Source organism: Plantibacter flavus, assembly GCF_051487245.1.
Lineage (GTDB): Bacteria > Actinomycetota > Actinomycetes > Actinomycetales > Microbacteriaceae > Plantibacter > Plantibacter flavus_B.
Map to the genome: position 1 here is coordinate 482,748 of NZ_JAHVDH010000002.1, position 13,173 is coordinate 495,920.

At 66.0% G+C, this 13,173-nt stretch carries 12 protein-coding genes; 1 reads left to right on the plus strand and 11 read right to left on the minus strand.

What is annotated here, in order from left to right; genetic code table 11:
- The first annotated feature begins 37 nt into the window (after nucleotides 1-37).
- Complete coding sequence (locus KXS11_RS06040) at nucleotides 38-910, plus strand: AraC family transcriptional regulator (RefSeq protein WP_437384650.1); 873 nt, start codon at nucleotides 38-40, stop codon at nucleotides 908-910.
- Here KXS11_RS06040 and KXS11_RS06045 read toward each other — a convergent pair.
- From KXS11_RS06045 to KXS11_RS06095, 11 genes are all read right to left on the minus strand, one after another.
- A complete protein-coding gene (locus KXS11_RS06045; protein ID WP_437384651.1) occupies nucleotides 855-2,171 on the minus strand; it encodes a cellulase-like family protein in 1,317 nt (438 codons plus the stop codon). The two genes, KXS11_RS06040 and KXS11_RS06045, sit on opposite strands and share 56 nt — an antisense overlap.
- Nucleotides 2,172-2,245: 74 nt before the next feature.
- Nucleotides 2,246-3,148, minus strand: a complete 903-nt coding sequence (locus KXS11_RS06050) for a carbohydrate ABC transporter permease (protein WP_437384652.1) — start codon at nucleotides 3,146-3,148, stop codon at nucleotides 2,246-2,248.
- A complete protein-coding gene (locus KXS11_RS06055; RefSeq protein WP_437384653.1) occupies nucleotides 3,145-4,041 on the minus strand; it encodes a carbohydrate ABC transporter permease in 897 nt (298 codons plus the stop codon). The genes KXS11_RS06050 and KXS11_RS06055 overlap by 4 nt, the downstream gene beginning before the upstream one ends.
- A gap of 76 nt (nucleotides 4,042-4,117) precedes the next feature.
- The gene (locus KXS11_RS06060; protein WP_437384654.1) at nucleotides 4,118-5,440 is read right to left on the minus strand and encodes an ABC transporter substrate-binding protein; all 1,323 of its coding nucleotides are present in this window, start codon (nucleotides 5,438-5,440) and stop codon (nucleotides 4,118-4,120) included.
- A 172-nt stretch (nucleotides 5,441-5,612) separates the two neighbouring features.
- Nucleotides 5,613-6,269: an SGNH/GDSL hydrolase family protein gene (locus KXS11_RS06065; RefSeq protein ID WP_437384655.1), complete on the minus strand. Its 657-nt coding sequence runs from the start codon at nucleotides 6,267-6,269 to the stop codon at nucleotides 5,613-5,615.
- Nucleotides 6,270-6,295: 26 nt separating this feature from the next.
- Nucleotides 6,296-7,342 (minus strand): hypothetical protein, encoded by a 1,047-nt coding sequence (locus tag KXS11_RS06070; protein WP_437384656.1) that lies wholly within the window; start codon nucleotides 7,340-7,342, stop codon nucleotides 6,296-6,298.
- 293 nt (nucleotides 7,343-7,635) lie between these two features.
- Complete coding sequence (locus KXS11_RS06075) at nucleotides 7,636-8,880, minus strand: MFS transporter (RefSeq protein ID WP_437384657.1); 1,245 nt, start codon at nucleotides 8,878-8,880, stop codon at nucleotides 7,636-7,638.
- Nucleotides 8,877-10,598, minus strand: coding sequence for a phospho-sugar mutase (locus tag KXS11_RS06080; protein ID WP_437384658.1), 1,722 nt, complete (start codon nucleotides 10,596-10,598; stop codon nucleotides 8,877-8,879). The genes KXS11_RS06075 and KXS11_RS06080 overlap by 4 nt, the downstream gene beginning before the upstream one ends.
- Nucleotides 10,595-11,419, minus strand: a complete 825-nt coding sequence (locus KXS11_RS06085; protein ID WP_437384659.1) for a purine-nucleoside phosphorylase — start codon at nucleotides 11,417-11,419, stop codon at nucleotides 10,595-10,597. The genes KXS11_RS06080 and KXS11_RS06085 overlap by 4 nt, the downstream gene beginning before the upstream one ends.
- 6 nt (nucleotides 11,420-11,425) lie before the next feature.
- Nucleotides 11,426-12,613, minus strand: a complete 1,188-nt coding sequence (locus tag KXS11_RS06090; protein WP_437384660.1) for an adenosylhomocysteinase — start codon at nucleotides 12,611-12,613, stop codon at nucleotides 11,426-11,428.
- Nucleotides 12,614-12,682: 69 nt separating this feature from the next.
- Complete coding sequence (locus tag KXS11_RS06095; RefSeq protein ID WP_437384661.1) at nucleotides 12,683-13,171, minus strand: nucleoside deaminase; 489 nt, start codon at nucleotides 13,169-13,171, stop codon at nucleotides 12,683-12,685.
- Between the last annotated feature and the right edge of the window lie 2 nt (nucleotides 13,172-13,173).

Sequence of the window (13,173 nt, forward strand, 5' to 3'; positions counted from 1 at the left end):
ACGCGTCGCCGACGCCGAGGGTGGAGGAGCGAACGCAGTGGAACTCGTCGGAGAAGGCTTCCCCGGCCAACGCATGCTCGTGCTCCCCCGGCCACAGGTCGAACTGGCGCTCCAGCGACCCGTCACCCGCAACCTCATCGTGACCGACTGCGGCTACTTCCCCCACGCCGAGCACCACGGCTGGATCCGAACGCGCCCGATCCGTCAGCTCGTCGTCATCCTGTGTCTGCGAGGACAGGGCTGGTGCGAGACATCGGCTGGTCGCTTCCCGGTTCGCGCCGGACAGGCGCTCCTGCTCCCCCCTGGCCTCCCGCACGCCTACGGTGCGGACGCAGACGACCCGTGGACCGTCTGGTGGGTGCACGTCGATGGCGCGAGTGTGGAGGACTTCCTCCGCGTCACCGGTGCGACGATCGACTCTGTGGTGCGCGAGATCCCCGACATCTACGGCAGCGCGGCGCTGATGGAGGAGATCGTGCGGTGGATGGAGCGTGACACCACCGAGGCGAGCCTCGTCGGTGCCTCCGGCACCGCCTGGCACCTGCTCACCTCACTCGCGTTCTCGCGCGCTCCGAGCGCCGGCAACGCCCAGGACATGGTCGAACGAGCAGCAGACTATCTGCGCAGCCACATCAACCGACGGGTCAACGTGTCCGACCTCGCGGACATGGCGGGGATGAGCGCCTCCCACTTCGCCGCGATGTTCAAGAAGTACACCGGCGTCCCAGCGATGACCTACCAGACGCAGCTGCGCATGGCGAGCGCCCGCGAACTCCTCGACACGACCCAGCAGTCGGTCGAGGAGGTCGCGAACGCGGTGGGCTACGACGACTCGTTCTACTTCTCGCGCCAGTTCAAGAAGCTCCACGGGATGTCGCCGACAGCGTATCGACGCCACGACGCGAACTGAACGCGGCGTTCGTGCGACGCTGGAATCCGACGTTGTTCCAACCCGGGTGGTGCGGTGCGGAGTTGGAGCCGACGACCGTGCCCCAGTAGCCGAGGTCGGCACAGCGCCGGACCGCGTATGATGCGAGTTCCTGACCGACGGGGCCGTCTTCGAACTCCGCGTCGAGCGGGGTGTAGCCGATCCAGCCCTCTCCGACGGCCGCTGGAATCCCCCGGTGCCGTGCCCAGGTCGCCACGGCCATCAGCCGGGCGTCGATCGCCTGCTCCATCGCGACTGCGTGAGCGCCGAACTCGCGGTACAACCAGGCGTCCCATTTGACCGTGTCGACCCAGTCGTAGGCGTAGAACATGCTGGTGCTGATCCCGGTCGCCTGCAGCCTCCAGGGTTCGATCGACGTCGTCCAGGTGTCGAAGTCCGGTGCGTCCTCGCGGAGCAGCGAGCTGAGTTCCGCCGTGGGGAAGACCGGAGGGTCCACGCGGACTCGAGCCCAGGATTCGAGCGCAGCGAGGACGCCGTAGACGTAGAAGTGGACGTGCGCCACCTGCGCGTTCTCCGGGAAGGCATCGAGGTCGAGGTAGGGCGGGACGCCGTAGCAGACGGTGGAGAGCACGTCCGGGTGGTCGTGCTGCAAGATGTCCAGGGCGGCGGTGAGGTAGGGCTTCTGCGCCCAGAAGGTGTCCTTCCCTTCCGAGGGCACCTCGTCGAGTCGTGACAGGTCGACCTCGTTGTGGACTTCGACGTAGGCGATCCGGTGCCCGTATCCCGCATCCTGGATGCAAGTGACCAGTCGGGACTCGGCTCTGGCCAGTGCGGCGTGGCGTTCAGTCGGCTCGATCGACATCACGTGTTCGTACCAGGACGGGTCCGCGAGGAAGGCCGGACTCTGTTGGTACTCCCACGACGAGACGATGACGGACACGTCGTGCCGGTCGGCCGCGGCGAACAACGCGATCAGATGGGCACGGCCGTCGAGGACCGCTCCTCCCTGCACGTCGTACCACCGGGTCCGCTGCCCCGTGTCGCCACCCATGTTCACGAAGTGCAAGCGGCTCGTGTCGATCGAGTGGTCACCGAACAGCAGGAGCGGCGCTGCACAGATGCGCACGGTGTTGTACCCGCGCTCGACGGCCTCGGCGAATGCCCGGTCGAGGTCGTCGAACGGCTCCCCCGGCATGGTCTGCGTGTACCAGGTGAAGTCCCAGAGGGAGATGGTGAGCCGGTCGGGAAGGTTGCTGCGCAGGCGTGCGAAATCGGTCGGCATGCTGGTGCTTTCTGTTGAGGGTGGAGCAGAGGAGACGTCGGGGTCGACGGATTCCGAAGGGGGCGGTCGCGCGGTCAGCCTTTGACGCTGCCCTCCGTCAGCCCGGCTCGCCAGAATCGCTGCAAGCTGACGATCGCGACCATGATCGGGATGACGGACAGGAACGCGCCGCCGATCGCGAGCTGGTAGAGCTCGGGGTTGCGGTCGGCCACGCTCTGCCAGCTGACCAGCCCGAGGGTGATCGGATACAGATCGGGGCTCGAGAGCATGACGAGCGGGAGGAAGTAGTTGTTCCAGATGCCGATGAACTGGAACAGGAACACCGTGACCGCGGCCGGCATCATGAGCCGCAGGACGAGCGTGAAGAAGATGCGCGCTTCACCTGCGCCGTCGAGGCGAGACGCCTCCAGCAGGCTGTCGGGTACAGCCGCGGTGGCGTAGATCCGTCCGAGGTACACCCCGAACGGGCTCACGAGCGACGGAATCAGCACCGACCAGTAGGTGTTCACCAGGCCCACCTGGCTCATCAGCAGGAACAACGGCAGGGCGAGGGCGGTGCCGGGGATCATCACTCCGGCGAGGATGATGTTGAACCACACCTCGCGTCCGGCGAACACGAACTTCGCCAGGCAGTAGCCGGCCGACATCGACAGGATCGTCGCCACAAGGGCACCGACGCCTGAGTACAGGACGCTGTTCGCACCCCAGCGGAGGAAGATGCCGCCGCTGTACCCGAGGACGTTCTGGATGTTCTGGAACAGCTGCGGATCGCTCAGCAGGAATCCGGAGGAACCGAACAGGTTCCCGGTGGATTTCGTCGCGGCGATGACGAGCCAGTAGACGGGGAACAGGAAGTAGATCGCGGCAACCGCGAGGCCGACGGGGAGCAGGATCCTGGCCGGTCGGACGGGCGCCTTGACGGTCGAGGTCTTCCCGGTGCGAGGCGCGGCTGTCGAGGGGGCCTTGGTGATGCTCATTCGGGCTTCTTCCGGTTGACGAACTTCAGGAAGCCGAACGAGAACGCGCATGCGAGAAGCGCGAGGATCACCGATTCGGCGGCAGCGAGGCTGTAGTTGTTGTTGGTGAACGCCTGGTTGTAGGCAGCCATGTTCGGGGTGTAACTCGACGTGATCGCTGCGGACAACGGCTTGAGCACGAGCGGTTCGGCGAAGAGCTGGAGGGTGCCGATGATCGTGAACACCGTCGTCAGGACGATGGCGGGGGCGATGAGCGGCAGCTTGATCCGTGTCACCACTTGCCAGGCACTCGCCCCGTCGATCGCGGCTGCTTCGAAGAGATCCTGGTCGATCGACTTGAGCTGCGCGACGATGACGAGCATGTTGTAGCCCGCGTACTGCCAGATGACGATGTTCGCGATGGACCACAGGACCGTTGTCGGTCCGAGGAAGTCGAGTTGCACGCCGAGCGCACGACCGAGGTCGATGATCGGGCTGAGGCCGGGTGTGTACAAGAACCCCCAGAGCAGCGAGGCGATCACACCCGGGACACCGTAGGGCAGGAAGTAGGACGAGCGGAAGAATCGTACGAAGCGTGCAGAGGCGGCGTCGAGCATGAGGGCCAGGGCCGTGGCGAGCACGATCATGACGGGCACCTGGACGACGGCGAACAACACCACCCGACCGAGGCTGCCGACGAACGCCGGGTCGTTGAGGGCGGCGATGTAATTCTGTAGGCCGACGAAGACGGTGCTCGCGCCACCCTCCCCGAACGCTCCAGAGCGTTCCGTCGTCGTCACGCTCTGGAACAGGGCATAGCCGATGGGCAAGATGATTGTCGCGATGAACAGGACCAGGAAGGGCCCGAGGAACCCGAGGACCGCAAGACGGGTCCGGCTGCGTTGTGTGGTCATGGGACCGCTTTCGTCAGGGAGAGGCAGACTGATGCAGGGTGTGAGCGGGGCCGGAGATCCGACCCCGCCCGCTGGGTCACTTCCCAGCGCGAGCCTTCAGGCCCTTGTCCTGCAGGTCCTTGATCGTGGCCGTCTGCGCTGCCTTGACCGCGTCGACGAACGTGCCGTTACCGGCGATCGCCGCGGAGAACCCGTCGTTCAGGTGGGTGTATGTGGCCGCGGTCGTGGGGATCCAGCCCCAGTCGACGTCGACCGCTGCCTCCGACGCCTCGAACACATCGGCGTTCACGTTCTGACCGCCGAAGAAGGGGTCTGGCTGGTTCAAGGCTTTGCTGCTCGTGACGGCGTCCTTGGTCGCCGGCCATCCGTACCCACCGTCGACAAGGAGGTCGATGCTGTCCGGATCGCTGTTCAGCCAGATCGCGAACTTCGCTGCGGCCGCCGCATTGTCCGTCCCCTGCAGGACGGCGGTCGTCGAACCACCCCAGTTCGCCGAGGCGAACGGTGCGTCGGCGCTCCACTGCGGGAGTGGCGCGACGGCCCACTTCCCGGCCGTGTCCGGCGCGTTCCCGGAGATGATCTCGCCACCCCACTGCGCGGACGGCCAGGCGACGATGTTGCCGTTCTGCAGCTCGCTGTACCACTCGTTCGCGAAGTCAGGGATGGTCGCGATGAGACCCTGCTCGCGGAGACCGTCCCAATACTCGGCGACCTTGAGGGTCTCCGGGGAGTCGATGTCGACCGTCCAGGTGTCGCCGTCGAGCCCGAACCAGTTGGCACCGGCCTGCCAAGCGAGCGATGCGAACCAGGCGGAGTTCTGCGGCGGGAAGGTGTTGATGTACTGAGCGGGGTTCGCATCATGGATGGTCTTCGCCGCAGCAGCGTACTCATCCCAGGTGGTCGGCGGCGCGATCCCGAGCGAGGCGAACACGTCGGAGCGGTAGTAGAGCCCCATCGGCCCTGAGGCCTGGGGGACGGCGTAGATCTTGTCGTTGAACGTCGACTGCGACACTTGCCAGTCGGAGAACTGGTCTGCGACGTCGTCCATCCCGAGCGGGCCGAGATCGACCAGGCCTCCCTCGAGGATGAACCCGGGCAGCTCCTGGTACTCGATCTGGGCAAGGTCTGGGGCACCCTTCCCGGACTTCAGCGCGGCGTACATCTTGGCGTACGTGCCCGAACTGCCGGCTGGCGTCTTCTCGAGCGTCACGTGGATGTCAGGGTTCTCCGAGTTCCAGAGGTCGACGGCCTTGTCCACGCCGGGAACCCAGGACCAGAAGGTCAGGTCGGCTTTGCCGCCGCTGCTGCTCGTCTCGCCGGGTGCACCCGAGCTGCACGCTGCGGTGCCGAGCACTGCGGCGACGAGCGCGATGCCGGCGACTGTTCTACGAAGCTTCATGTCTTCTCCTCGTTGAGATGCGTGTGATTGCTTCGAGGAACGTTACGACCGGCGTTCCCAACCGAGCAGCAGTGTTCCGATGCTCTATCTGGACGAAACGACTGAACTCCGCTGCGACGCCGAAAGGGCCGTCCAGACCAACTCCAGACGGCCCCTTCTCGAACGTCGCGCGTCAAGGCTCGAGAATGCTCTTCACCACGGGGACGAGCGCCAAGCCGAGGTCGCGGTTGTTGTTCTCCGTCAAATGGATCCCATCGGCTCCATCGGTGGAGATGACCGAGCCGGCGTCGAAGTACGGGATCCCCAGAAACGTCGCCAGCGCGCGGTAGCGATCCGAGAGCTCAGCCGACTTCTCCCGAGCTCCTTCGAAGACCTGATGGAACCATGGGTTCGGGATCTCACCGAGTTCAGGCGGAGCGACCAGCAACACGGCCGGCGCCGGGTATGCGGTACCGACTCCCCCCGCCGAACCGAGGATCTGCCCGACGAGGACGGAGACGCCTGTGACGATGTCGAGTGGTGAACGATTGAAGTAGGCCTTCGTGTCGTTCGTACCGAGCATCAGGATGACCAGGTCGAGTGGAAGGTGCGACGCAAGCGCCGCGGGCAGGTAATCGGCTCCGTTCAACCGGGGATCAGTCGGGTCGTCCAGGGTCGTGGTCCGCCCGCTGAGCCCTTCCGAGACCAACTCGTAGTCCGTTCCCAATTCGTCCGCGAGGACTCCGGTCCACCTGACCGAGGCTGGATAGCGCTCGGTCGGAACGGCGTGCTCCTTCGGAATCCAGCCCCAGGTGAGCGAGTCGCCGAACGCGAGAATCTTCTTCGTCATGCTGTCTTTCTCCTTGTGATCATTCTTCAAGCGGCGATGATTTCAGACGGCGTCGCCGTCTCTGGTGTGGGGAGCGCAGTGGTGCCGCGCTTCAGCAGCACGAGCGCGACATACACAGCTCCGATCGCGGCGGCTCCGAGCAGGAGCGCTCCGAGACCCGAGACCTCGCCGAGCATCGGGGCGAGCGGCGCGATGACCAACCAGAGGATGAGCAGAGCCACTGATGGCGGGTCGATCGCGGTGTCTCCGTGGTATTGGAAGACACATGCCACAATCTCGCCGATCAGCGCACCGCATATCCCGACCGCAGCTCCCCAGAAGAAGTCACCCAGGAGCAGGACGCCGATCGCGGCTCCCAAGGTCGCGTGATGAGCGACCGGTGTCTTGAAACCGAAGGTCAAGAACAGGAGCCAAGTCGCCGAGATTGCGAGCGGGAGATCGAAACCCAGACTCGGCACCGTTGAAACGAGATAGGCGACAGGAAGCGCCATAGCGATGCCGATAACCAACACTTGCGTCGGTCGCTCTTGCCAGGGCACCCAATTGCGGGTCAGGGTCGGCTGCCACCTGCTGACGCCGCTCTCGGGCTTCCCGAACAGTCCCGTTCGGCCGAAGACGAGCCGGGTGGTCAGGTTGCTCACGACGATCGCAGTGACCACTGGGGTGAACAGGATCGTTCCCGCGATCGTCGGCGAGAAGGCGGTGCATACCCACTCGACGGCATAGCCGAAAGCACCGAATAGCCCTCCGACCAGGAGGACATCTGGCCGCTGGAGCCCAGCGAGCGACGACACAGTGTCGTTTCCGGATCCGTGGCGCCCGATTCGCGCTGCGTACGCTGCCGCCGCCACACCGCCTGCGAAAGCGATGTTGGGGCTGAGCCACGGGCCGAAGGGCCCGAGCCCGGACAACGGTGTGAGCCCGAGATCGGGCTGCGTGCCGGTGATGGTGGAAAAGGCAAACGTTCCTGCGGCGGCGACACCGGCGAGCACGAATGCAGGCACCGCTCCAACCGCGGCTCCGAACATCCCCCCACCGAAAGCAGCTATGAGGTATAACCAGCTGAATTCCATTCGATCTCCTTCGATCAATAAACTGCTGAAACCGTAGCGATGCGGAATACCGGACTTCGAAAAGCGACCAAAGACGAGAAAACGTGCACACGCGATTCCGCTATATTCATCGACTTTCTTCGACAGAACTGTGCCGAACTGATCCCATCTGCACGAACGACCGGAGAATCGCCGCGCGGAACAGCGATGCCCATCCGATGCCAGGTGATGACGTCGAGTGACGTCCCTGCCCTGGGACCCTGGGACCACCGGTATCACTGTCACCACTCAGCGCGTTGGCAGGTCGATCGGTGTCACGGCTCACGAGAACGATGCTGCTGGCGGGCGGCAGAGGCCCGCTCCTGGTACATGTGCACGGCTCCGGTGAGCGCGAGGAGGACGAGAAGCCCCACCGCGAGGGCGAGACCGGCAGCCGCACCGTACTGTTGCACGACCAGACCGTTCACTCCGGTTCCGAGTGACTGACCCAGGATGCTCCCACTTCCGACGATCGTCATGACCGTGGTCTTTCGCCCGATCGGGGCGAGTCGGGCTGCAACGGTGAACAGCGTCACGAGCACCGGGCCGACACCCATGCCAATCCCGAAGTAGACGAGACCGACCCACACGGGGCCGTGGACCACAAGCAAGGGCAGGGAGAGCAGGACGGCAACGCCTGCGCCGCCGACCCAACGCATCGCAAGTGACACCCGTGCGGGGATCCAGCCAGCAGCAAGTGCTGTGGCTGAAGCGGTGATGCCCATCGCGCCATAGATGAGCCCGCCCGCTCCCGGAACGCCGGCTTCGTCCGAGAGCGCGGTGACCGACGTGAGCGACACTCCCCAGAACATGCCGACGAGCGCCATGCCCAGCACGACGAGCATGAGCGGTCGGGTGGCTTCATCGAACGATCCCACGGGACCGTCCGACCCGGTGCGTGCCGACGCCTGCAGTGGGTGCAGAGCGAAACCGCCGGCGAATGTGAGCACGATGGCTGCAGCTCCGATCAACGGTGCAGCCGGGTGGATCAACGTGGTGAGCATCGCCACGAGGAGTGGGCCGACGATGAAACTGACTTCGTCGGTCATCGACTCCCAGCTCATCGCCGCGTCCAGTTGGCGTCCCGAGCGGTCGAGCTTCAGCATGCCGATCCAGCGTGCGCGGCCCATCGCTCCGATCTGAGGCGACGTCGTACCGATGGCGACCGACAGCAGGAGCAGGATCCACGCGGGAACGCCCGCGACGACTGCCGCGAGGAAGACGAGGAGAGCCACTCCATTGACGATCACGATCGGGAAGAGCAGCCGTCGCTGGCCCCAGCGATCGGCGGCCAGACCGATGAGTGGCGCGCCGAGTCCCGAGGCGAGGCCGAGCACACCCGAGACGATCCCGGCCTCAGCGATCGAACCTCGGTACACGGTGACGACAGTGAGCACTCCCACCAGCGTCATGGCGAGTGGCAACTTCGCGAGGAACTCGACCAAGAAGTAGGCGGGCCCGGCGCGCTGGACCAGGCTGCGGAACGGACGCGCGCCGATCGTCGTCGGTGCGGTCATCATCGAGCAGTGGTGGAGGGCGCCACATGCCGGCGATCGACGAGCAAGGCTTCGACATCCGTTGCGAGCTGTCGGGCACGTCGCGCAGCGCGGGCGAGGCGCTCGGCGCCCGATGAGGCGCTGAGGTCACGCACGTCGACATACGCCTTCAGCTTCGGTTCTGTTCCAGACGGTCGGACGATCACGCGCGATCCGCTCTCGAGCGTGTACCGGATCATGTCCGTCGTCGAAGCTCCCTCCTCCCCTTCCATGAAATCGTCCGTCGCGCGCACCGGTTCGTCGCCGACCCGCATCGGCTGTTGCTGCCGCAGGGACGCCATCAAGAGGTCGATCTCCGCGACGGCGTCGACGCGGAGCGAGACCTGCTCGGATGCGAACCCGCCGATCTGTTCGGCGATGGCGACGAGCTGTCCCTCGATGCTGCTTCCGTTGTCACGGAGCTCGGCGACCAGCGAGAGGAACTCGACCGCAGCGGAGATCCCGTCCTTGTCGTGGACGACCTCCGGGTCGACAAGATATCCGAGCGCCTCCTCGAATCCGAACACCAGATCGGGGACTCTCGAGATGTGTTTGAAGCCGGTCAACGTCTCCACCGCGCGCAGACCGAAACACCCGGCGATCTGGGCCAATGCCGGTGAGCTGACGAGCGATGCCGCCAGCACGCCGCCCGATGCGCCCGTCGACGATCGTGCTGCGAAGCGCGCGGCGATGCGCCAGCCCAGCAGCATCCCGATCTCGTTCCCCGAAAGCCGCCGCCACCCCGGGCGAGTCGGGATCGCGACAGCGAGGCGATCGGCATCCGGGTCATTCGCGATGATCAATGCTGCGTCCGTCGCGTCGGCGGTTTCGATCGCGCGATCGAGCGCGCCCGGCTCTTCAGGGTTCGGGTACTCGACGGTGGGAAACGCCGGATCCGGCTCCTGTTGGCTCACAACTGAGATCGGCTCGCCGAATCCCGCAGAGACGAACACGCTTCGCGCTGTCTCCCACCCGACACCGTGGAGAGCGGTGTACACGAACCGGGTGGATCTGCTGGTCGGGACACCGAGTGCAGCAGTGGCTCGCACATAGGCGTCGACGACGCTCTCGTCGGCGATCGTGTACTGCGACGACCGCGGGTGGTCCCCGATCGGCCTGCGCGCCGCACGCTCGATCGCTTCGGCGATCTCCGTATCCTGCGGCGCGACGATCTGGGCTCCCCCGTCGATCCCGCCCAGGTACACCTTGTAGCCGTTGTCCTGTGCGGGATTGTGGCTGGCAGTCACCATGACACCCGCCGAAGTGTGCAGATGCCGCACTGCGAACGCGAGCACAGGCGTCGGAAGCTCCCGCGGAAGCAGCGTCGTGCGGACGCCGGCACCCGTCATGATCCGCGCGGTATCCTCCGCGAAGACCCGCGAGTTCGTGCGAGCGTCGAAGCCGATGACGATGCTGGGCTGCCCTGAGGTCTGCAGCAGAACGTCGGCGAGACCGGCAGCCGTCTGCGCCACGAGTACTCGGTTCATCCGCATCGGACCGGGTCCGAGCGCGCCCCGCAGGCCTGCTGTGCCGAACTGCAGCCGACCGGCGAACAGGTCTGTCAACCGTTCCAGGGACGCACCGTCCGTTCGGGCGTGTTCGACGAGCGCTTCCAGCTGCGCGGCGGTCTGCGGATCCGGATCCTGCGCCAACCAGGCCTCCGCGTGGTCGAGGACGGCCGCGGCGGTTGGCGGGACGCTCATGCGCCAGCCTCCGTGATCCGGTTCACGATACGTGCGAGCAATGGACCCAATCGATCCTCAGCAGCGAGGCCTGCCTCAAGCACCTCGGAATGGTTCAACGGCGTCTTCTGAATGCCCGCAGCCAGGTTCGTGATGAGCGACATCCCGAGCACCTCGAGCCCGGCTTGACGGGCGGCGATCGCTTCCAGGGCCGTCGACATGCCGACGATGTCACCACCGAGCGCTCGGACCATCCGGACCTCGGCGGGGGTCTCGTAGTGCGGCCCGGGCAGCTGTGTGTAGATGCCGTCGTCGAGGAACGGATCCACTTCATGGGCCAGCGCCCGCAAACGCGCCGAGTACAGGTCGGTGAGATCGACGAATGTCGGCCCGACGATGGGCGAGCGGGCGGTGAGGTTCAGGTGGTCCCGGATCAGGACCGGTTGGCCGGCGCGCCACTCACGGTTCAGGCCGCCCGCGCCGTTGGTGAGGACCATGACCTCTGCTCCCGCAGCGGCAGCGGTTCGGACGCCGTGGACCACGGCGTCCACACCGTGGCCTTCGTAGAGATGCGTGCGCGCGCCGATGATGAGCGCGTACTCACCGGAGCTCATCCGGACGGAGCGCAGGACACCCGTATGTCCGGCCACGCCGGACACCGTGAAACCGGGGACGTCTGGCGCCGACACCTCCGCGACGGTCTCCCCCAGATGGTCGGCCGCGGCCTTCCAGCCGCTGCCGAGGGTGATCGCGATCCGGTGCCGGGTGATCCCGGTCCGGGTGGCGATGACATCGGCGGCTGCCTGTGCGAGTGCGAACGGATCGCTGTTCTGAGCGTGCATGGCGCGTTACCGGAGGATCTCGACGAGACCGGTGGCGAGCATCTGATTGATCTCCTCCGGTACGGATTCCACGCCGACGAACGCGGCCCGGCCAAGAGCGATCGCGCCGAGGCTGGCCGCTTGGAGGGACAGCCCGAGGTCCATGGCTTCGATCGGATTGCCCTTCGCCGCGGTGAGGTTGACCATCTTCGTGCCGTGGAGCACGATGATCTCCTTCCCCGAGTCGAGACGGTAGGCGATACGCGCGTCGGCATCGGTCGATGATGCGAGGTTGACCGTCTCAGTGGCGTTCGCCGCCAACCCGGCGATGTCCGCCTCGTCCGGTTGGTGACCGACACCGGCGATGATCGCGCCGTCCGGGAGCAGACGGAGGTCCTCCAACGAGAGGACGCCGGGGCGCCCGGTGGACAGGAAGACCGCTTCCGCTTGAGGCAGCGCCTCGATGATCGACTCGACCCGATGCCCACTCATGATGGCTTCGAGCGCTCGGAACGGATCGCGCTCGATGACGGTCACGCGCGCACCGAGCGCCCGGAGCGTGTCCGCGACCCCCTTGCCGCATGGTCCGAACCCGATCACGACGGCCCTGAGAGCAGGGAGCATGCGATTCGTGGCGTTCATGAAGCCCTGCACGATGCTCTGTCCGACGCCGTACTCGTTCTCGACGAGGAGTTTCAACGGACTGTCGTTGATCACGATCACCGGGAAGTCGGGCTGGTTCCGCAGCCCCCGCACCCGAGTACCCCCGGTGGTCGTCTCCTCGGTCGCGCCGAGGAAACCGAAGGAGCGAACAGCCCCCTCCGTCAAGCGTTCGATGAGTTCGCCCCCGTTGTCGAGGATCAGATCCGGTCGCCGCTCGACGACGGCGTCCAGATTGCGCGCATGCGCCTGTTCGTCGTCGTCTCGACCGCCGATGACATGCGCCCCCTGCGCGGCGAGGAGTTCTGCGGTGCGCGGGTCCGTCGTCCCGAGGTTGCCCGTGATGGTGACGGTTGCGCCGTACGCGAGCAGCCATTGACACAGGACCGCGGTCTTCGGTTCGAGATGGAGGCAGATGCCGAGATGGAGTCCGGCGAACGCCGGCCCGAACTCGTTCATCGTCCGGGCGAGCAACGGCATCGAGCGCGCGGCCCAGTCCGTGTCGGGGTCGCCGGAGCGTGGGAGCGCCGTCTGCTGGGGAGTCGTGATGGTCATGCGATGGTTCCTTCTTCTGTGTGTCGTGCCGGACCGGCCCGGGCGACGCGCACCCGGTGTCCGAGGGAGTCAGTAGTCGATTCGGTCGGTCTTCGAACGCCAGGCGTCGAAGGGCGTCGTGCGGTCTTCGACCGGGCCGGCGAGCACGCTCGTCTCCCACGTGTCGCGGTCGCGCGCGAACAGTTCGTAGAACTCGAGGTCGTCGAACCCCCCACGCGCGGCGTCGTGCCGGTCCGCCGCGTACACGACCCGGTCGACACGCGCCCAGAGCGCACTGGCCATGCACATCGGGCATGGTTCGCACGAGGAGTACAGGGTGAGGCCCGACAGATCGAAGTCTCCGAGCCGGGCACCCGCGCCCCGGAGCGCGACCACCTCGGCGTGAGCGGTGGGGTCGCTGTCTCGCGTCACACGGTTCTGACCGGTCGCGACGACCTCGCCGGACGCATCGACGAGGAGCGCACCGAACGGGCCACCACCGGCAGCGACGTTCTCGCTCGCCAGACGAATGGTGCTCTGCAGATGGGTACGGTCGATCTCGGTGAGGGGGAGGTTCATGA